The 19,863-nt window shown below is 65.9% G+C and carries 20 protein-coding genes and 2 tRNA genes; 15 read left to right on the top strand and 7 right to left on the bottom strand.

What is annotated here, in order from left to right:
• Positions 1-72 precede the first annotated feature (72 nt).
• The 5 genes from pdxY to CMASS_RS07620 all read left to right on the top strand — a co-directional run bounded on the left by pdxY (position 73) and on the right by CMASS_RS07620 (position 4,535).
• Positions 73-918 carry a pyridoxal kinase PdxY gene (gene pdxY, locus CMASS_RS07640; RefSeq protein WP_022863278.1) on the top strand — a complete coding sequence of 282 codons (846 nt, stop codon included), beginning with the start codon at positions 73-75 and terminating at the stop codon, positions 916-918.
• Between the two features lie 29 nt (positions 919-947).
• Positions 948-1,934, top strand: a complete 987-nt coding sequence (gene era, locus CMASS_RS07635) for a GTPase Era (RefSeq protein ID WP_027018726.1) — start codon at positions 948-950, stop codon at positions 1,932-1,934.
• Between the two features lie 6 nt (positions 1,935-1,940).
• Entirely contained in the window at positions 1,941-2,684 is a 744-nt protein-coding gene (recO, locus tag CMASS_RS07630; RefSeq protein WP_022863280.1) for a DNA repair protein RecO, read from the top strand.
• A 90-nt stretch (positions 2,685-2,774) separates the two neighbouring features.
• Entirely contained in the window at positions 2,775-3,452 is a 678-nt protein-coding gene (locus CMASS_RS07625) for an isoprenyl transferase (RefSeq protein WP_051126860.1), read from the top strand.
• Positions 3,453-4,535 (top strand): VIT1/CCC1 transporter family protein, encoded by a 1,083-nt coding sequence (locus CMASS_RS07620; RefSeq protein WP_022863282.1) that lies wholly within the window; start codon positions 3,453-3,455, stop codon positions 4,533-4,535.
• Here the strand turns inward: CMASS_RS07620 and CMASS_RS07615 are convergent.
• Entirely contained in the window at positions 4,525-4,950 is a 426-nt protein-coding gene (locus CMASS_RS07615; protein WP_027018727.1) for a Fur family transcriptional regulator, read from the bottom strand. The genes CMASS_RS07620 and CMASS_RS07615 overlap by 11 nt on opposite strands.
• Positions 4,951-5,087: 137 nt before the next feature.
• Here CMASS_RS07615 and CMASS_RS07610 point away from each other — a divergent pair, with 137 nt between their 5' ends.
• Genes CMASS_RS07610 through CMASS_RS07600 form a run of 3 tightly spaced genes read left to right on the top strand, consistent with a single transcriptional unit; the run spans position 5,088 to position 7,413 of the window.
• On the top strand, positions 5,088-6,467 hold the full coding sequence (locus CMASS_RS07610; protein ID WP_022863284.1) for a glycine--tRNA ligase: 1,380 nt from the start codon (positions 5,088-5,090) through the stop codon (positions 6,465-6,467).
• 11 nt (positions 6,468-6,478) lie between these two features.
• Entirely contained in the window at positions 6,479-6,982 is a 504-nt protein-coding gene (locus CMASS_RS07605; protein ID WP_022863285.1) for a hypothetical protein, read from the top strand.
• The gene (locus CMASS_RS07600) at positions 6,979-7,413 is read left to right on the top strand and encodes a hypothetical protein (protein ID WP_022863286.1); all 435 of its coding nucleotides are present in this window, start codon (positions 6,979-6,981) and stop codon (positions 7,411-7,413) included. Before CMASS_RS07605 ends, CMASS_RS07600 begins: the two co-directional genes overlap by 4 nt.
• Here the strand turns inward: CMASS_RS07600 and CMASS_RS07595 are convergent, their stop codons facing one another.
• Positions 7,414-9,504 carry a TPM domain-containing protein gene (locus CMASS_RS07595; RefSeq protein WP_027018728.1) on the bottom strand — a complete coding sequence of 697 codons (2,091 nt, stop codon included), beginning with the start codon at positions 9,502-9,504 and terminating at the stop codon, positions 7,414-7,416.
• Between the two features lie 38 nt (positions 9,505-9,542).
• On the opposite strand from CMASS_RS07595, the gene CMASS_RS07590 reads away from it, so the two are divergent.
• Positions 9,543-10,175 carry a YdcF family protein gene (locus CMASS_RS07590; RefSeq protein WP_022863288.1) on the top strand — a complete coding sequence of 211 codons (633 nt, stop codon included), beginning with the start codon at positions 9,543-9,545 and terminating at the stop codon, positions 10,173-10,175.
• Positions 10,176-10,188: 13 nt separating this feature from the next.
• Complete coding sequence (locus CMASS_RS07585) at positions 10,189-11,481, top strand: deoxyguanosinetriphosphate triphosphohydrolase (RefSeq protein ID WP_022863289.1); 1,293 nt, start codon at positions 10,189-10,191, stop codon at positions 11,479-11,481.
• Here CMASS_RS07585 and CMASS_RS07580 read toward each other — a convergent pair.
• Positions 11,478-11,753: a hypothetical protein gene (locus CMASS_RS07580; protein ID WP_022863290.1), complete on the bottom strand. Its 276-nt coding sequence runs from the start codon at positions 11,751-11,753 to the stop codon at positions 11,478-11,480. The two genes, CMASS_RS07585 and CMASS_RS07580, sit on opposite strands and share 4 nt — an antisense overlap.
• Positions 11,754-12,215 (bottom strand): guanyl-specific ribonuclease, encoded by a 462-nt coding sequence (locus CMASS_RS07575; protein ID WP_022863291.1) that lies wholly within the window; start codon positions 12,213-12,215, stop codon positions 11,754-11,756.
• Between the two features lie 100 nt (positions 12,216-12,315).
• On the opposite strand from CMASS_RS07575, the gene dnaG reads away from it, so the two are divergent.
• The gene (gene dnaG / locus CMASS_RS07570; protein WP_022863292.1) at positions 12,316-14,238 is read left to right on the top strand and encodes a DNA primase; all 1,923 of its coding nucleotides are present in this window, start codon (positions 12,316-12,318) and stop codon (positions 14,236-14,238) included.
• Positions 14,239-14,247: 9 nt separating this feature from the next.
• Here dnaG and CMASS_RS07565 read toward each other — a convergent pair whose 3' ends face one another.
• Positions 14,248-14,529 carry a YtxH domain-containing protein gene (locus CMASS_RS07565; RefSeq protein WP_022863293.1) on the bottom strand — a complete coding sequence of 94 codons (282 nt, stop codon included), beginning with the start codon at positions 14,527-14,529 and terminating at the stop codon, positions 14,248-14,250.
• Between the two features lie 172 nt (positions 14,530-14,701).
• Between CMASS_RS07565 and CMASS_RS07560 the strand changes: the two genes are divergently transcribed.
• Together CMASS_RS07560 and CMASS_RS07555 are read left to right on the top strand one after the other, a co-directional pair.
• Positions 14,702-14,854 carry a hypothetical protein gene (locus CMASS_RS07560; protein ID WP_156831808.1) on the top strand — a complete coding sequence of 51 codons (153 nt, stop codon included), beginning with the start codon at positions 14,702-14,704 and terminating at the stop codon, positions 14,852-14,854.
• Positions 14,855-14,951: 97 nt separating this feature from the next.
• Complete coding sequence (locus CMASS_RS07555; protein WP_022863295.1) at positions 14,952-16,211, top strand: acid phosphatase; 1,260 nt, start codon at positions 14,952-14,954, stop codon at positions 16,209-16,211.
• 28 nt (positions 16,212-16,239) lie between these two features.
• Here the strand turns inward: CMASS_RS07555 and CMASS_RS07550 are convergent, their stop codons facing one another.
• Both CMASS_RS07550 and CMASS_RS07545 read right to left on the bottom strand, forming a co-directional pair.
• On the bottom strand, positions 16,240-17,385 hold the full coding sequence (locus tag CMASS_RS07550; RefSeq protein WP_027018730.1) for a hypothetical protein: 1,146 nt from the start codon (positions 17,383-17,385) through the stop codon (positions 16,240-16,242).
• Positions 17,386-17,408: 23 nt separating this feature from the next.
• Positions 17,409-17,485 (bottom strand) — tRNA-Ile (locus CMASS_RS07545).
• A gap of 185 nt (positions 17,486-17,670) precedes the next feature.
• Between CMASS_RS07545 and CMASS_RS07540 the strand changes: the two genes are divergently transcribed.
• Together CMASS_RS07540 and CMASS_RS07535 are read left to right on the top strand one after the other, a co-directional pair.
• Positions 17,671-19,383, top strand: a complete 1,713-nt coding sequence (locus CMASS_RS07540; protein WP_022863297.1) for an alkaline phosphatase D family protein — start codon at positions 17,671-17,673, stop codon at positions 19,381-19,383.
• 129 nt (positions 19,384-19,512) lie between these two features.
• Positions 19,513-19,585 (top strand) — tRNA-Asn (locus CMASS_RS07535).
• The last annotated feature ends 278 nt before the right edge of the window (positions 19,586-19,863 follow it).

The following is a 19,863-nucleotide window of genomic DNA, read 5'->3' as shown; positions in this document are numbered from 1 at the left end:
AAATTCTACGCGCCTGGCACCGGCGAAAAATGGGCTTTGTGCACGGTGGTTAAATGCGCGAAAATGTAGCCCATGAGCATCCTTTCGATCCAGTCGCACGTCGTCTACGGGCACGTGGGCAACTCCGCGGCCGTCTTTCCCCTGCAGCGCGCCGGCCACGAAGTATGGCCGCTGCACACCGTCACCTTTTCCAACCACACCGGCTACGGCGACTGGGGCGGCCCCGCCATCCCGGCCGCAGACGTGCGCGACATGGTCGACGGCCTGTCCCGCCGCGGAGCGCTCGCGGAAGTCGATGCCATTTTGTCCGGCTACCAGGGCGGATCGGATATCGCCGAGGTCATCGTGGAGACCGTGCGCCGCGTGAAGGAAGAAAACCCGCAGGCGGTCTACGCGTGCGATCCGGTGATGGGCAGCTCGGAGACCGGTTGCTTCGTCTCCGAGCAGATCCCGCCGCTGTTGCGCGATCTGGTCGTGCCCGCCGCGGACATCATCACCCCGAACCAGTTCGAGCTGGGCTACCTGACGGACAAGCCGGTAGAAACCCTCGAGCAGACGCTGGACGCGGTGCGCGCGGCGCAGGAAATCGGACCGCAGACCGTGCTGGTGACCTCGGTCAAGCACCCGGAGGACGCCGGCAAGATCCAAATGCTGGCCGTCAACGGGGATGAGAAGTACTTGGTGACCACCCCGTTCATCGACACGCACCGCAACGGCACCGGTGACGTCACCGCGGCGCTGTTTACGGGCCACTTCGTGGACACCGGCGACGTGAAGGCGGCGCTGGAGCGCACGGCGTCCTCGGTATTCTCCCTGTTGGAGACCACCGAAGCCTCCGGCTACCGCGAGCTGCAGCTAGTGGCTGCACAGGAGTACTTCGCCCAGCCGCGCATGCAGTTTACGGCGGAGAAACTCTAGGGCCGCGGCGACGTAGTACTATGACGTCGATGACTTCACCTTTCGATGACCCTTTCCCGGAGTCTGAGCCAGCTCAGGTACTCCCGTCGACCTTCGCGGACACCCCGGAGGGCTTCAAGTCCGGCTTCGTCTGCTTCGTGGGCCGCCCGAACACCGGCAAGTCCACGCTGACGAACGCGCTGGTGGGCGAAAAGATTGCCATTACGGCCGACCAACCGGAGACGACCCGCCATGCCATCCGGGGCATCGTTAACCGCGACGAGTGCCAGGTCATCGTGGTGGACACCCCCGGCCTGCACCGCCCGCGCACGCTGCTCGGCGAGCGGCTTAACGACGCGGTGATGGAGACCTACTCCGACGTCGACGTCATCGGCCTGACCATCCCGGCCGACGAGAAAATCGGCCCGGGCGACCGCTGGATTCTGGATTCGGTGCGCTCCGTGGCCCCGCGGACGCAGGTCATCGGCGTGGTGACCAAGCTGGACAAGGCCAGCAAGGATCAGGTCGGCGCCCAGCTCATCGCGCTGTACAACCTGCTGGAGGAATCCGGGGTTTCGGATCCGGTGGTCATCCCCGTCTCCGCGACGGAGCGGGTCCAGCTGGACGAGCTTGTTGATGTTTTAAGCGACGCCCTGCCCGAAGGACCGCGGTTTTATCCGGAAGGGCACGTGACCGACGATGACAAGGAAACGCGTATCGCCGAGCTCATCCGCGAGGTCGCACTCCAGGGCCTGCGTGACGAGCTGCCGCACTCCGTGGCCGTTCAGATCGACGAGATGCTGCCCAGCCAGACCCGGGACGGCGTGCTGGATATCCACGCCATCATGTACTTGGAGCGCCCCGGCCAAAAGCGCATCATTGAAGGCCGCGACGGGCGCCGCTGGCGGCGGATCGTGGGCAACGCCCGCAAGGAGATTATGAAGCTGCTCGGCCAGAACGTCTACCTTGACCTACGCATCAAGGTGTTGAAGAACTGGCAGTCGGACCCGAAGTCGCTGGGCCGCTTGGGGTTCTAGGCCTTCATGGCACGTGCCTCCTTCCGCGACCGGGCCGTGGTCGTCCGCAGTTACGATTTCGGGGAAGCGGACCGGGTCATCGTCCTGCTCACCGAGCACCACGGCTTGGTGCGTGGGGTGGCCAAGGGCGTGCGCCGCGCCAAGTCGCGCTTCGGTTCCCGGCTGCAGCTGTTCGTGGACCTCGACGTCAACCTGTACCCGGGGCGCAACCTGTACACGATCACCCAGGCCGATACCGTTCGCTTTTTCGGCGCGGGCATTATCGATGACTACGAGTCCTACACGGCAGCCTGCGCCGTCATCGAGTCCGCCGAGCGGCTGGCGCACAGCGATCCGGGCGGCGACCCTTACCTGTACCGCGCGGTGATAACGGCTCTGCAGCGGCTGCAGGACGCAGATGAGCCAACGCTGGTGCTCGACGAGTTCCTCCTGCAGGCGATGGCGCATGCGGGGTGGGCGCCGCGCTTGTTCGAGTGCGCCGCGTGCGGGGCGCCGGGCCCGCACCACGCCTTCCACCCGGCGGTGGGCGGGGCGGCCTGCCACGCGTGCCGGCCGCCGGGCGCCGCGGAAATCGATCCGGAGTCGCTGCACCTGATGTGGTTGCTCAGCCGCGGCGCGGACGACGCGGTGGCCGAGCTGGCGGCGAACGCGCCCCACTTGGTGGGGGAGGCGCACCAGCTCACCCGCGCGCATGTGCAGTGGCACATCGAGCACCGCGTTGCCGCTCTATCGGTGATGGACCAGAGCTGATTAAACTAGGCGCTCGTGACTACATCGAACCGGACGCCAGTGCCCAGCCCGCCCGACATCCCCGCCGAGTTCATCCCGCGGCACATCGCCATGGTCATGGACGGCAACGGCCGCTGGGCGCAGCAGCGTGGACTGCCTCGCACCGAAGGCCACAAGCGCGGCGAGGGCGTCCTGCTCGAGGTGGTGGACGCGTGCCTCGAGCTTGGGGTCGAGTACCTGTCGGCGTACGCCTTTTCCACCGAGAACTGGCGGCGTAACCGCGGCGAGGTGCGCTTTTTGATGGGCTTTAACCGCGACGTGCTGCGCCGACAGCGTGACTACCTGCACTCCCGCGGCGTCAAGGTGGTCTGGGCGGGCCGTCGGCCCCGCCTGTGGCGCAGCGTTATCCGCGAGTTGGAGGCCGCCGAGGAGCTGACCCGAAACAACACGCGCATGACGCTTGCGATGTGCGTGAACTACGGCGGCCGGGCGGAGCTGGTGGATGCCACCCGGGGCATCGCCAAGCGCGTGGCGGCCGGGGAGATCGCCCCGGCGGACATTACTGAGGACCTCATCACCCAGCACCTGTACGACCCGCAGATGCCGGACGTGGATCTCTTCCTGCGCCCGTCGGGCGAAAAACGCACCTCGAACTTCCTGTTGTGGGAGTCCGCGTACGCGGAGATGGTGTACCAAGACACCCTGTTCCCGGACTTCCGCGCGGCGGACCTATACGCGGCGGTCGAAGAGTACGCACGGCGGGATCGCCGATTCGGAGGGACCAAGTAGATGGCCGCGGGCGAGCCGACGCGGCAGCAGATCACCCGCTGGCGCAAATACTTAGCCAATGAGCGCGCGGAGGCGGCGGTCTACCGTGAGCTGGCCTTCCGCAAGGAGGGCGAAGAGCGCGACATCCTGCTGCGCCTCGCGGAGGCGGAGTCGCGCCATGAGAACTACTGGCGCGCCAAGTTGGGCGATCACGTCGGTTTCCCGCGCAAGCCGGAACTGTCCACGCGCCTGCTCGGGTTCATGGCGCGGCACTTCGGATCCGTGTTCACCCTGGCGCTCATGCAGACTGCGGAGGCCCGCACCCCGTACTCCGACGACTCGGACGCCTCGGACCAGATTGCCGCGGACGAGCGGGTCCACTCGGAAGTCGTGCGTGGGCTAGCCGCCCGAGGCCGCGAGAAGATGTCCGGGAATTTCCGCGCGGCGGTCTTCGGCGCCAACGACGGCTTGGTATCCAACCTCGCGTTGGTGGCCGGCGTCATGGGCAGCGGCGTGGACAGCAGCTTCGTGCTGCTGACGGGAATTTCCGGCCTGCTTGCCGGCGCGCTGTCCATGGCGGCGGGCGAATACGTGTCCGTGAAGAGCCAAAACGAGCTGCTGCAGGCATCCACCCCAGACCAGGACACAGGCAAGCTGGCCGCGCTTCTCGATGTGAAAACCAACGAGCTCGCGCTGGTCTACCGCGCCCGCGGCATGGATTCGGTCGCCGCCGAGGACAAGGCGGAGGCCGTCATGGCGGAAATTCACCGCGGGGGAGAGGCACCCAGCGCGGACGATACGGTAGATGGCCCGGACACCGGGGTGGTGGGCAAGGCGCTTTCCGCGGCAATCTCCAGTTTCTGCTTCTTCGCCACCGGCGCGCTGATCCCCATCATCCCGTTCCTCTTCGGCGCGAGCGTGGCCACCGGCGCGGTTGTGGCGGTGGTGCTGGTGTCGCTGGCGCTGTGCTTTACCGGCGGGATCGTCGGCGTGGTCTCGGGCAAGCCGCCCCTAACGCGCGCGGTGCGGCAGCTCGTCATCGGTCTGGGCGCCGCAGCCGTGACCTACGGTCTGGGCGCCGCGGTCGATCAGCTTATGAGCTAGTCGCGCTCTGGCACGCCGCGCAGATACCGAAGATTTCGGCCTCGTGGCCGGTGAGCGCGAACCCGTGGCCGGCGGCCTTCTCCTTGGCCCACGACTCGATCGGGCCGCCATCGATCTCCTCGGTGCGCCCGCACTTGGTGCATACGAGGTGGTGGTGATGGTGATCGGAGTTGCACTGCCGGTAGAGCGTCTCCCCGCTCGGGGGGTGGAGCGCGTCGACGGCGTCGATGTCGGCCAGCGACTGCAGGGTGCGGTAGACGGTGGTCAGCCCGATCTTTTCGCCGCGCTCGCGCAGCTCGTGGTAGAGGTCTTTCGCCGAGGTGAACTCGTTGGTCGCCTCCAGCACTTCCATGACAGCGGTGCGCTGTTTAGTCGTCCGTGCGCCCAATTTCTTGGTGCTCGTTGCAGAACCCATGGGAGAAAGCCTACGCGTAACCCGTTGATGAGTGAACAAACGGAAGGGGCCGTGGCCTGACCGAATCGCGCGGTAGGGCGCGCGCTAGAATGGTGCGCGACCTGTCACGAGTTTTCCCAACCAGAGGAGTCATCCCCATGGCATCGGTGATCGATACCGTTGTGAATTTGTGCAAACGCCGCGGCCTCGTCTACCAGGCGGGTGAAATCTACGGCGGCTCCCGGTCGGCTTGGGACTACGGCCCGCTCGGCGTGGAACTGAAAGAAAACATCAAGCGCCAGTGGTGGCGCCACATGGTGCAGTCGCGTGACGATGTCGTGGGCCTCGACTCGTCCATCATCCTCCCGCGGCAGACCTGGGTATCCTCCGGGCACGTCGACGTGTTCACCGACCCGCTGGTGGAGTCGCTGCACACCCACAAGCGCTACCGCGCTGACCACCTGCTGGAGGCCTACGAGGAAAAGCACGGCCACCCGCCGGAGAACGGCTTTGCCGATATCAACGATCCGGAGACCGGCCAGCCGGGCAACTGGACCGAGCCGCGCGAATTCTCCGGCCTGCTCAAGACCTACCTGGGCCCAGTCGATGACAAGGAAGGCCTACACTACTTGCGCCCGGAGACCGCCCAGGGCATCTTCGTGAACTTCAAGAACGTGATGACCTCGTCACGTATGAAGCCGCCGTTCGGCATCGCCAACATCGGCAAGTCCTTCCGCAACGAGATTACCCCGGGCAACTTCATCTTCCGCACCCGCGAGTTCGAGCAGATGGAGATGGAGTTCTTCGTCAAGCCGGGCGAGGACGAAGAGTGGCACCAGTACTGGATCGACGACCGCTACAACTGGTACGTCGACCTTGGCATCAACCCGGATAACCTGCGCCTGTACGAGCACCCGAAGGAAAAGCTGTCGCACTACTCCAAGCGTACCGTCGACGTAGAGTACGCGTTCGGGTTTACCGGTTCCAAGTGGGGCGAGCTCGAGGGCGTGGCCAACCGCACCGATTACGACCTGCGCGTCCACTCCGAAGGCTCGGGCGAGGATCTGTCCTTCTACGACCAGCAGGCCGAAGAGCGCTGGATCCCGTACTGCATCGAGCCAGCCGCAGGTCTCGGCCGTTCCATGATGGCCTTCCTGGTCGACGCCTACCACGAAGAGGAGGCGCCGAACGCGAAGGGCGGCACCGACAAGCGCACCGTGCTGCGCCTGGACCGCCGCCTGGCACCGGTCAAGGTCGCCGTCCTCCCGCTGTCGAAGAAGGAGGAGCTCTCCGCTCCCGCGAAGGAGCTGGCGGGCAAGCTGCGCCAGCACTGGAACGTCGAGTTCGACGTTTCGGGCGCCATTGGCCGCCGCTACCGCCGCCAGGACGAGATCGGCACGCCGTTCTGCGTCACCTTCGACTTCGACACCCTGGATGACAACGCCGTGACCGTGCGCGAGCGCGACACCATGGAGCAGGAGCGCGTGGCCATCGACGAGCTCGAGTCCTACCTGGCCGCCCGCCTCATCGGGTGCTAGGGCCGGCTGTCATGCATTACACCAGCTGGGACCGTACCGATAGGGAGAACCCGCGGCTGCTTGCCGAAGCCGGCCCAGATCAGCTCGCCACCTTCGGTCAGGACACGGCCGCGGTCGGCGACGCTACGTGGTCGCTGGAGACCGCGGACACCACCGCAACCGCTAGTGGATCGGACGGGTCGGTGTACCGTCTCGACGGCCACCGGCGTAAAGACGATCGCCTCGTCGCCGACCTTGCCGGCCGCCGCGTGGAGTTCCACAACGAAAAGCGCAACGACTGGGTCATCGTCGACGACCACGATGAGAAGATCGGCCAATTCAGTGGCGCGAACAGCGGCGTGCGCCGGGCCATCGTGGAGTTCGACGGGCCCGCGAAGCTGTCCGGCCCAGAGACCGTCGCGGTCTCCTGGTTCGCCCGCCTCATCTTGGAGGCGCGACTGGAGAAGAAAACAACCGGTCTCATCGCCACCCTCGTGGTGTCCACGCTCGTGGCGCTCGTTGCCTTTTTCTCATGAGCTGGCTCTGGACGAGCGGTGAGCTGCTCACGCCAAACGGCGCGGTGCTCGCGGTGGCGCAGAACAACTCCCTGTACTGCGACCGGCAGGAAATCCTCTTGGAATCGTCCAGCGGCGGCACCTTCTACCTGCGCGGGACGGTCAGCGATGGGCGCATGTTCTACCTCCGGCAGGCGGGGCTGACCACCTCCCGGCTGGACGTCAACTGTGACGGCCGAGAGTATCGCGCCGAACGGATCAAGCCGCTGCGCCGGGCCCGCCGCATCCTGCGGGTAGACGACGGCGCGGAGGTGCTGCACACGGACCCGCGTCTGCGCGCCGGGGAGCTGCAGGTAAGTCAGGTGGAGTCACAGCTCTCGCTTGTCGATGCCGCGTTCATCACCTGGGGGTGCGTCCTGCTCGACGCGCCGGACACGCAGGTCCGGATCTAGCTAGAAGGCGCCGCCGCGGCTGGAGCCGCTGAATCCGCCACCGCCGCCCCCGCCGAAGCCGCCGCCAAAACCACCGCCGCGGAAGCCGCCGCCCAAGGCCTGACCGATGAGCATGCCGGTGAGCATGTTGCCCGCGCCGGAGGAGTAGCCGCGCGCCTGCTGCATGCGGCGGTACTGGTTGACGTCGTCGTTGGCGTGCCGGATTGCGGCGCGGGCGGCGTTGGTGGCCTGCTTGGCCAAGTCGGTGGCCTGCCGCAGGTTGGAGTTCTCCGCGCGCAGTGCCTGGGCGTGGAGGCGCTGGGCATCGGCAAGCGCGGTGCGGGCGCGGGAACCGACCAGGCGGCCGCGGGAGGAGATGAGATCCTCGGCGGCCTGGATGTGGGAGGCGGCCGTGCTTACCTGGTTACGGTAGACCTTGAGCTGCCGGTCGTGGGAGGCGGTGACGTCGCGGGCTGCGTCGAGCTGCTTGTCCAACTCGGTGTCCGCGTTGGCCAAGTCGGTGTAGGCCCCCAGCGGGTCCGCGGCGCCGTGGGACTTGGCGGCTTCCACGGACTCGCGCGCGTTCGCTACGGCACGCTCGAGGCTGTCCCAATCGGCCCGGGTGCCCTGGCTCTGGCCCTTATCGCGCAGCGCCGTGGCCTCGGACAGTTCGTCTTCGACCTCCGCGATGAGATCGTCGAGCCCGCTGCGGGCGGCCGCGATGTTGTCGCGGGCATGTTCTACCCCCTTCAGCAGGCGATCAGCGACCTCGGTGGCGTGCTCCGCATCGCGGATGATGCCCACCAGCGCGCCTTGGGTGCCGGCCGGCTGCGACTGCAACTTATTGCCCTCTTCCACGAGCTTTTCCGCCTCGGTGAGCGAGGCCTCCGCGAGATCCGGGTTGTCGTTGACCGATTCCAAGGTCTCGGCGGAATACTCGGCGTGGAGCGACCGTAGCGTCTCGTGGGCGTGAGGGAGCCGGGCGCGCAGGTCCACGGTCTTCTGGGTGAGCTCATCAAGCTTGGTGTCGGCGTTGATGAGCAGGCCCCGCATATCGGCGAAGTTGGCTGCCTCTTCGTCCAAGGCGGCGTCGGCTTGGCCGCACGAGGAGATGATGTCGATGAGCAGCTGCCGGCGCTCGACCTCGTGAGAAGGCGGGGTCTGCTCCAGCTGCTGCCGCAGGCGGAAGGCACGCTGCAAGGTCGAGGTCGAGTGGTTCATCGCCTTGGTGAATTGGCGGGTGCGCTCCGGGCCGAACTCCGAGGTGGCGATATCGAGTTCTTCCTTGCCGCGGCGGATCGACTCGTCCGTGGAGACGAGCTCTTCCTGCGCGAGCTCCTCCAAGGTTTCGGTGGGCAGCTGGTCCAGGCTGTCGGTATCACCCGGGGCGATCTCGCGGGCATGTGCCAGCGTTTCCTGCCTGTCCTGCTTGGTCTTGCGGCGGCTGAGTGCCCAGATGCCGCCGCCGGCGGCGAGAGCGGCCGCGCCGCCGCCAATGAGCCAGCCGGCGCCGCTAGCGTCGCCGGTGTCTACGCCGCCCTTATTTCCCCCGTCGCCGGAGGTGGCCCCGCGGGCGTAGTCGGCCGCGGCGCTACCCGCGCCCGCCCAGTTTTTATCCGCACCTGGTCCTGACGCGGCGTTAAAAAGTTTCCCGCCCGCCTCTTTCGGCCACTCTCTGCCGGCGGCCGTGCCCATCAACCGGTCCTTGGTGGACATGACGACGGCAGCGGTGTTTTCTCCACGCGCTTTAACAATTTCCTCCGCATACTTCTTCTCGTCCTTGCCGCCAAGGCTGTTGATGTACACGACATACAGCACTCGGCCGCTGTCCTCCTGGAGCTGGCGGATCTTGTGCTCGAGCCCTTCGCGTTCCTCGGCGTTGAGCACACCCGCCTCGTCCACGACGTGATCCGTGATGGAGGAGGGCGCCGGAACGGACCCGGAGCCCTGCCCCTGGGCTTCCAAGCGTTCGTGGAGCTCCGCAGCCTGCGCCGGGTTCGCTGTCGCAGGGCCCGCCATCGCAGTGCCGGCGAGGAGCAGTGGGCTGGCGGCGAAGAGGGCGGCGAGGGAGGCGCGCCCGAGGCGTGCGGGGGCTCGATGCGTCGAAGTCATACGGCTAAGAATAACGGTGTAATGGCACAATAGGCGCGATGCACAAAGCACATTCCGTAATCCGCCCGCGCGCCATCGTGGTCTTGGGCGCCGCGCAGTACGACGGCGTGCCGTCGCGCGCGCTGCGCGCCCGGCTCGACCACGCCGTGACGCTGTCGCAGCGTTACCCGGACGCGGAGGTCATCACTGTCGGCGCGAAGCTGCCCGGCGACCGGTTCACCGAGGCAGAGGTGGGCGAGAGGTACCTGCGAGACCACGGGGTGCCAGCCGCGCGGATCACTGCACTCCACGACGGCTGGGACACCTCCGGTTCCCTGGACGCGGTGGCCGCGCACCTGGGGCCTGCTCGCAGCCGCCTCGTCCTGGTGGTCACGGATCCGCTGCATACCGTCCGGGTCGAGTTCCTCGCGCGGCTGCGGCTCGTCGATCTCCCCGTCGTTCAGGCCTCCGGGGCTCCCGGCTGCCCGCAGCGCTTCCCGCACGCCAATTGGTGGCGTGCCGCCGCGCACGAAGCCGGCGGGCTAGCGGTGCTGGCCGTCGAAGCAATCGCCGGCAAGCGGGCATCGCACGTGCTGCGCTGCGGCCTGCACCGCATCGAGGCGTGGATGCGGCCGACCCGAAAAGCCCACCACGCGGAGATTCAGCGCCAACGGCGTGCGCAGGAGTCTTAAACTAACAGGCGTTATGTACCACTATTCCGCAGCCGACACCGAGCGCCTCTTCTCGGAAGCGTCCAAAGGATCCGCCTACGGTTCCGCGCCTTTCCAGACTGACGAGCGCGGCGCCTTCGACCGCGACCGAGCCCGTGTCCTCCACTCGGCGGCGCTGCGGCGGCTAGCGGATAAAACCCAGGTGGTCGGCCCTCGCGACGGCGATACCCCGCGCACCCGGCTGACCCACTCGCTGGAGGTCGCGCAGATCGCCCGCGGCATCGGCAGCGGCCTGGGCCTGGATCCGGATCTCTGCGAGATGGCCGGGCTGACCCACGACATCGGCCACCCGCCGTACGGCCATAACGGCGAAAACGCGCTCAACGAGGTGGCCAGCGAGTGTGGCGGCTTCGAGGGCAACGCGCAGACGCTGCGCATCCTCGCGTTTCTAGAGCCCAAAGTCGTCGATGACGACCTCAATTCTTTCGGCCTCAACCTCACCCGCGCGGCGTTGGACGCCGCCTGCAAATACCCGCGCACTAAAACCAACGCGGATGGCAGCGTGAACCGCAAGTATGGCTGCTACGACGAGGACGCCCACCTGCTGACCTGGCTGCGCGCCGGGCATGCGGACGCGCGGCCGTCGATGGAAGCGCAGGCCATGGACTGGTCGGACGACGTGGCCTACTCAGTGCACGATGTGGAGGACGGCATCGTGTCCGGCCGCGTCTCCCTCAGCGTGCTGTGGGACCTCGTGGAGCTGGCCGCCCTAGCGGAAAAGGGCGCGCAGGCCTTCGGCGGGGAAGCAGACGAGCTTCTCGATGCCGCCGGCTACCTCCGCGAGCTGCCCATCGTCGCCACCGCCGCCGATTTCGACTTCTCGCTCGCCGGCTTTGCCAACCTCAAACGACTGACCTCGGAGCTCGTCGGCCGCTACATCGGCGCCACGGTCAAAGCCACGCGCGCCGCGAATGCGGACCTGCTTGCCCAGGACGGGCTCGGCCGGCAACATGGGCGGCTTGTCGTCCCAGACCAGGCGGCCGCGGAGGTGAAGCTGCTGAAAACCTTGGCGGTGCTTTACGTCATGGACGATCCCGCCCACAAGGCGCGGCAAGACCGGCAGCGCGAGCGTATCTACCGCGTGCACGACTATTTAATGGCCGGCGCGCCGGGCGCGATGGACCCGATGTTCCGGCTCTGGTGGCAGCGGGCGGAGTCCCCGGCCGCCCGCCAGCGGGTGGTCATCGATCAGATCGCGTCCATGACCGAATCCCGCCTCGAACGCCTCGCGCGCGAATCCGCCGAGATCGTCGGCTTCTTCGGTTAGCGCTCGGGCCGCTCCCTGCCGTCCGAGTGGTGGAGGCGGGCGGCGACCCCGGCATCGTCAAGCACCTGCGTAACCGCCTCCACGTCGCGGGCCGGCATGGAACAGGCCGTGGCCGTAACGCTTTCCACGTCGAGTTCGCGCACGGCGTCGGCGAACGCGTCCAGGTTCGGCGGCGGGGGAAGCGGATGGCCTGCGTCCTTCGCAGCCTTCCCCACCGCGGCGAAGAAGTCGTCCCGGGAGCGCAGAGGCGTCTCTATCCGCAGTGAGCGCATTTAGTTCTCCTCGGCGTCGGGGATTTCGCAAAACGATTCGTAGTGGTCGTCGGTGTAGTACCAGACGTCCGGGTCGGTCTCGGACCCGCCGCCGGTGATGATCCGGCGCGCGCCCCGGCTCTTTTCACCCGGCGTTTCCACCGTGTACTCGCGGTAGTAATCGCCCGGCTTCTTCGGCAGGACGCCCTCGTAGTTGCCGAAGCGCTGGTTGTCGTTTTTCGGGTGGTCGTAGGGTCCGCCAGCGAGGATGTCCTCAGTGGTATCGCGCGCCTGGTCCGGCAGGCTGCCCAGCTCGCAGGTGTCCTGATGCGCGGACTGGGCATCGCCCGTGCCGGCGCGCCCGGAGCCGTTGTCCCCGTTGCCGGTGAGGTCGATGCCGAAGTAGCCACCGACGGCGGCCAAGAGGATGGCACCGACGATGGCCGGAATGGTTGTGGGGCTGGACCCGCGGGAATCGCTCATGGGGCCATATTGTCGCAGGACGCAGGACCGCGCCAGAAATCGGCCGCCGGGTATGAGGTCACGTCCCTGAGAAACGGTACGCGGGGTAGAGTCTGGGGCTATGGCGAAAGGCAGAATCCCGGAAAGCGACATCCAAGCTATCCGTGAACGCGCGCCGCTGGAAGAAATCGTGGGTGAGTACGTCCAGCTCAAACCGGCGGGCAGCGACTCGCTCAAGGGGCTGTCACCGTTCAAGGACGAAAAGACCCCTTCGTTCCACGTGCGCCCGCAGCGCGGCTACTACCACTGCTTTTCCACTGACAAGGGCGGCGACGTCTTTTCCTTCCTCATGGAAATGGAGCAGCTGTCTTTCCCCGAGGCCGTGGAAACGGTCGCGGAAAAGATCGGCTACCACATCAACTACCAGGGAGGAAGCACTGGCGCGCGGGCGGAAAAGCCCGGCACCCGTAAGCGGCTCATCCAGGCCAACCGGGCGGTCCACAAGTTCTACCGGGAACAGCTCGAGACCCCGGAGGCGGCCCCGGCCCGCGACTTCTTGCTCGACCGCGGGTTTTCCCGCGATACGGTCTACAACTTTGAGTGTGGCTACGCCCCGGCCGGCTGGGACACGGCGACGAAGCACCTTTTGCGGCAGGGCTTTTCCTTCGAGGAGCTGGAAAAGGCCGGCATTTCCAAGATGGGGAAACGCGGCCCCATTGATCGCTTCCACCGGCGCCTGCTGTGGCCGATCAAAGATCTGGCCGGCAACGTCATCGGGTTCGGTGCCCGCAAGCTTTTCGATGACGACAAGCTGGGCAAGTACATGAACACCCCGGAGACCATGCTGTACCGCAAGTCCAAGGTGCTCTTCGGCCTCGACCTGGCCAAGCGGAATATTTCCCAGTCGCACCAGGCGGTCATCGTCGAAGGCTACACGGACGTGATGGCCATGCATGCCGCCGGCGTGCGCACCGCCGTGGCGTCCTGTGGCACGGCGTTTGGCGGCGAGCACCTGCAGGTGCTGCGGCGGCTTATGCTGGATGATTCCTACTTCCACGGCGAGCTCATCTACACCTTCGACGGCGACGAGGCCGGCCAGAAAGCGGCGATGCGTGCGTTCGAGGGTGAGCAGAACTTCACCGGTCAGTCCTTTGTCGCCGTCGCCCCGGATGGCATGGATCCGTGCGATCTGCGGCTGGCGCGTGGCGATGCCGCCGTGCGCGATCTCGTCGCGGACCGCATCCCGATGTTTGAGTTCGTCATTCAGTCGATCATCGCCGATTACAGCATCGACTCCGCCGAGGGCCGCCTGCAGGCGCTGCGGCGTGCGGTGCCGATTGTGGCGCAGATTCGCGATGCCCCGCTGCAGTCCGAGTACGCCCGCCGGCTGGCCGGCTGGGTGGGGTGGCCCAACCCGCAAGAGGTCATCCAGCAGGTCAAAGCCGAGGCGAAGAAACCGAAGAAGCAGGCGCCGACGATGCGCGCGAAGCGTTTCGACAGTGCCAGCGGTGGGCCCGCGCAGCAGGACGTGCCGGCGATTAAACCGCCCAGCCCGAAAGAAACCCACCTGTGGCCGCAGCGCGAGTCGCTGAAGATTGCGCTGCAGCAGCCGGCGGTGGCGGGCTCGTACTTCGACGGGATTTCGGACGACGCGTTTTCCAACGACGCGTATCTCGCCGTGCGCCGTGCCATCACGCAGGCCGGCGGTGCCGCGAAGGGCGCCACCATGCCGGGGGTGGAGTGGATCGCCGCGGTGGCCGGGGAGATGCTCGATCTGACCGGCCGCAATTTCGTTTCAGAGCTGGCCGTGGAGGAAATCCTGCCCACCAACGCGAGCTGGGAGACCTACGCGGACTCCGTGCTGTCGCGGCTGCAGGAAGCCCGCGTGGGCGATCAGATCGCCCAGCTGAAGGCGAAGTTGGGGCGCATGCGTCCGACCGACGACGAGCAAGCGTACAACTCGCTGTTTGCCGATCTCATCGCGCTCGAGCAGGCGCGCCGCGAGCTCAACGACCGCGCGTTTCGGTTCAGCCCCTACGAATAAGAGGGCGGTTTAGTCCTCGTCGGGCTCGTAAATGCGATCCGGGGTGGGGGAGTCGTCGCGTCCGCGGCCCATCTGGTGCCGGCGCGAGCCCTTCAAATCGCGCACCTCCCGCATGCGCGGCTCGGGGTCGAGGCGGTTGGCCACCGCCCGGCGGGTAGCCCGGATGGCGCCGTGCGTGACGGGTGAATTCACGGTCTTCTGGTAAGCGTCCTTGATCTGGTGGTAGCGCTTGCGGCCCGCCTTGGTGCCGAAGAAGTACCCGGTTGCGGCGCCGACGACAAAGCGAAACATGTGGTGAAAGACTCCCAGCATTGCGTGTCCAAGGAAAAGTGTAGACAGCTAGTCTACCGGCTCCGTCGCGCCGCGGGCATGGGGTAGGGGGTGTGGAGCGCCGAGGCACTTTTATAAGAAAAATATTCGTTTCAAGGTTTTGTTGCGCTGTCATCCGGGTTACGTTGTCTGTGTGGAGTTTAAATCACAGTTTCCCGTTGCCTCTGGTGGCGCGATGGCCCGTTCGGCGCTGTACACCGCTAAGTGGGCGGACGACGCCGGACAGAAAGAAGGGGGTCCGCAGCGCGGCGGGCCGCCGGAAGACGTGACCCCGGAAAACGAATAAGTTAACGCTTTCTTACCCCGGGTTTAACACGCTGGTTACTCTCCAGTTCTAGGGTCGTGCTGCTACGTATCAGCCCTCGGCTAGAGAGAAAAGACCTGTGCAGAACCATCGCTACGCCGCCTCGCTAGGCGGCCTTTTTGCTACTGCGGCCCTGGCGTTCACGGCCGCTCCCGCCACCGCCCAGAGCTCCGACCTGCAGATCCCGCAGCTAGAGGGCTCCGCGACCGGCAGCTCGACCGGCCCGGAAATCACCCAGCACGACGGCGCCCCGACCCCGCGCCCGTTCACCAGCGACTACCTCGCCGGCTTCCCGTCCGACATCTCGTCCTACCAGTACGGGATCTACGTCGACATCAACAAGCTGTTTTTCACCGTGCGCGACGAGCGCGCGGACGTACGCGAGGAAAACCTGAACAAGGCCGTGGAGATCAATAACGCCGCGGCGGACAACCCGGACCTCATCAAGCGCGCCCAGATCGACGCCAGCGCGGATAAGGACGGCGTCCTCCCGGCGGTCTCCGATGCCCTCGGCGAGGAGACGGGGCAGGCGCTTCGCGATGCCCTGGCGGAACACCGCCTGCCCAAGACTGAGTACCTCCTGGGCAACGGCTACCTGGCGCGCGCGGGCGGACTCGCGAGCTCCCAGATCGCGGAGAAGTACATTTTCGACTACGACCGGCCATTCGTCGTGGCATCGGACAAGATCAACCGCTACGAAGACGGCGAGCACGATTTCTACGGCTCCAGCCCGTCCTTCCCGTCGGGACACACGAACCAGGCCGCGTGGATCACCACGCTATTGGCCTACATGCTGCCGGAGCTCGGCCCGCAGATCATCTCCCGCGGCGGCGAGTCCGGCTTCCACCGTGTGGTCATGGGCGTGCACTACCCGCTAGACGTCATCGGTGGGCGCATGTCCGGGCAGGCTGCGGCTGCCGATCGCCTCAATGACCCGCGCATGCGCGACGCCATCGACCAGGCCGCGGCGGAGTTGCGTGCGGAGCTGGAGTGGCGCACCGGCAAGTCCATTGAGGAGCTGGTGGCCCAGGATTCCGGTGCCCAGTCCGATGCGGACGCCGTGGGCCGCTACTCGGAGCTTCTGGATTATGGCTTCGACACCATCTATCCGGAAGACGCCCCGATGCAGGTTCCGCAGGCAGCCCCGGTCCTTCTCGCGCACGCCTACCCGGAACTGTCGTGGGAGCAGCGCGCCGAGGTCCTCCGCCAGACCGCCGGCCCGGCCGGCAACCCGCTCGACTGGCAGGCCGAGGACGGCTCCTGGCAGCGCCTCAACCTCGCCGCGGCAATGGCCGCCGACGTGCAGGTCAATCCTGACGGCAGCGTGACCGTCAACTAAGGCGCCGCGCTGCCGCCGGCGGTCTTTTCTAATTTGCCAGGGACACCGCCGGCTCCCCGGAGGTCATCCGCAGCATGCCCAGCGGGAGCCCGGCATCGGACAGCTGCCAGAGGTTGTCTTTCGCCACGACTACGCGGACGTGTTGGCCGGCGTAGTTTTCCCACCGGCTCGACTGTCCCGTAGAGCTTCCGTACGGCGTGTGCTCGATGCTGTCCAGCAGCGCCGCTTGGTGGGTCTGGTCAGACGCGCCACCGCTCGAGCTACGCACGGGCAGTGACTGCGGTTTGTCGAAGCGCAGCACGAAGTATCGGTTGTTCGGGTCCTCGTTGTTCGGCGGGGTCTTACCCTCCGCGGCTTCCGCGGTGGACAGTTCTTCTACCGTGCCGACGATCTCTACCTCGTTCGGACCGACATCCGCGCCCGCATCCGCTTCCGCCTGTGGGGCGTCTTTTGCGGTGCCTGGGGCAGGGGCTGCCGCGCCGCCCTGGGCGCCCTGTCCCGCCGAGCCGGTCGCGTTCCCATTACCAGTCCCGGTCCGCTCTTCGCCGCCGTCTTTGACCTTGTCGAACGGCCCGCGATCGGTCGTTGACGTAAACGTCGCCTCGACGTGGCCCGGCAGGAGATCGCCCGACGGGGAGGTTTGCACGTCGCCGGCGTTGACGAGCTTGTCGCCGTCGAGTTCGTAGCGCTGCGTGGTCACTGCCGGCGAGTTGGCTTGCCCGGTGGCTTGGTACATTCCGTTTCCGGATTCGGCGAAATGAATAGCCGCGCGGCCCCCGTCTGCGTCGGCGCCGCTCAAGCGCAGGCTGCCGCGGGAGACGGTGGTGTTGCCGGAGTCATCGGCAGTCACGATGTGTACCGGCGAAGACTTCTTATCGTCCACGGCGATGAGTAGTTCCGGTTCGTCGTCGCCGGTGACGTCGCCGAGGGCGTAGCTGTAGTCCCCAGTCGCGTCCGGGGAGGGATCTGAGGCTAGATCCAGCGCGGAGGGATCATCGAGGATGTCCGCAAAGGCAGACCACCGGTCGGTGGCTTCGGCATCCGTCGTCGCTTCGGACCCGTCGTCACGGTGTGTGTCCGCGGAATCCTCAGCCGGGGTGCAGGCGGTGGGGAACAGGGGGAGGCTCAGGCATGCACCGGCGGTTACAGCGGTGCGTATCGATGTTTTTCGCACACCCACAGGGTAACGAAGACTGGTGGTGGGGCCAGCGGGGCTCGAACCCGCGACCAACGGATTATGAGTCCGTGGCTCTAACCGACTGAGCTATAGCCCCATCGATCACGCGCCGCTCCGCATACGTGTTGGGCGGCGAGATCGGGGGAAAGTATACGTGCCGGCAACCTCCCGCAGTCGGTGAGGGTAGGCAGCAGAGAAAACAACACATGAACACTCCGGGAAAGGTTGGCTAACAGCTGCTCTAGCGGTTGCGAGTGCGCGGTGGGGCGCGACCATTTAACTATGCGCGAAACTGAGTCCAACTCGAGTCATTCCATTTCCACCCACCAGATCTCCCGTCGCCGCATGCTGCAGAACTCCGCAGCTGCGGGCGTGGCGGTTTCCACCGCCGCCTTTAGCCCGGGATCTGCGCTGGCGCAGAGCGTGAATCTCTCCTCCAGCAGTGAAGTCAAGCCGGAGGAGCCGCCGCAGGGGGAACTGCCGTTCCTCCACGGCGTGGCCTCGGGCGATCCGCTAGCGAACTCGGTGATTTTGTGGACTCGAATCACCCCTGATGACTCCGCCATGCCGGGGTCTGGCAACGGTGAGCCCACCGAGGTGACGTGGGAGATTGCCACGGACGAGGGCTTCGGGGACATCGTCAAGCAAGGTGCGGTGACCACCACGCCGGACAGTGACCACACCATCCACGTGGACCCGCAGGGACTGGAACCGCAGACGGTGTACTTCTACCGCTTTACCGTCGCCGACGGCCCGCACGAGGGGAAGACGAGCCCGGTGGGCCGCACGAAGACGGCGCCGGCGCCCGGTGCCGCGGTGGAGCAGATGACCATGGCAGTCGCCTCCTGTGCCAACTGGGAGTCGGGCTTTTTCACCGCCTACGGCGACATGGCCCGCCGCGGACGCGCCGACGAATTCGACATCGCCGTGTTTTTGGGCGACTACATCTACGAGTACGCCGCCGGCGATTACTCCGGCAACGGCCCCGTGCGTGACCACCACCCGGCCAACGAGATCGTCTCGCTGGCGGATTACCGTACCCGCTACGGGCGCTACCGCACCGACCGCGACCTCCAGGACGCGCACGCCGCCCTACCGTGGGTCGTGGTGTGGGACGACCATGAGACCGCGAACGACAGCTGGCGCGGTGGTGCGGAAAACCACCAGCCGGACAAGGAGGGCGACTGGCTGGACCGCCGCAACGCGGCCATGCAGGCCTACTTCGAGTGGCTGCCGGTGCGCGCCACCTCCCCGTCGGAGGAGGGGCACATATACCGCTCCTTCACGTTCGGCGACCTCGTCGAGCTGACCATGATGGACCTGCGCACCTACCGCGACGAGCAGGTGACGTGGAACCCGGCGAAATTCGCGGAGGAAGACCGCAGCCTGCTGGGCTCCGAGCAGTACAACTGGCTCGTGGACAAGGTAGAGACTTCGAACGCGGCGTGGAACGTGCTGGGCAATTCCGTCATGTTCAGCCCGATGAACCTCATCACCCTGGAAGAAAACCCGCAGACGGAATCCATCTCCAGCGCGCTGTCGACCAACGTCACCGGCATCCCGCTCAACGGCGATCAGTGGGACGGTTACTCCGCGGAGCGCAAGCGCCTGCTCACCGCGCTTGCCGATGCCGGAAAGACCCCGCTGTTTATCACCGGTGACATCCACACCGAGTGGGCGCACACGGTCAAGCACGAAGGCAAGGAAATCGGCGCTGAGTTGGTGTGTGCGTCCATTACGGCACCGAACATCAACGAGCAGCTGAAGCTGCCGGAAAACAACGCTGTGAGCGCGCTGGGCCAGCAGGTACTGCTAGGCGGCAACCCCCACACCCGACACGTGAACTTGGACTACCACGGCTACTCGTATGTGCGCCTGACACCGAACGCCGCGGAGATGCACTGGCTGCGCGTGGACAACATTCTCGCGCCGGGCACCCCGGTGCGGGAGGCGGTCGTGCTCACGTGGGAGAAGGGCCGCGGGTACACGTCCTAAAAGAGGGCGTGTGAAAGCCCGTAAAAACCTGGTTTGCGCTGGCGATTTGTAACGTGCCGACGTAACCCTATATAGTGAATCTCCGTTGCACAGAGAAGTCACACAGACTTTGAAGTACAACGAAGATATTCCTCCATAGCTCAGTTGGCAGAGCATTCGACTGTTAATCGAAGGGTCACTGGTTCGAGCCCAGTTGGAGGAGCAATACAAACCCACTGGTAACGGTGGGTTTTTTACTTGTTCCGAGTGTCATCGTTGTATCGCGTGCTACAAACGTGCTACTTGATGGTTCGGAGGTTGATTCTCGCCGTTCACCATTGACATTGATCGGCACTGTCGGTACACTGGTGGCATACGAAAATTCGCCCAAGACTTCAACAGGGGTAATCGGCTTGCAGACGTTAACAGCGTGATGTTATCGCGTTGGTGATTAACTGGCCGTCTGGGTCTCTACTGTCAGAACAGTAAGCCTTGTGCCGC

The sequence above is a fragment of the Corynebacterium massiliense DSM 45435 genome (assembly GCF_028609805.1).
In the GTDB taxonomy this organism is placed as follows: domain Bacteria; phylum Actinomycetota; class Actinomycetes; order Mycobacteriales; family Mycobacteriaceae; genus Corynebacterium; species Corynebacterium massiliense.
This window is presented reverse-complemented; position numbering and strand designations above follow the sequence as displayed.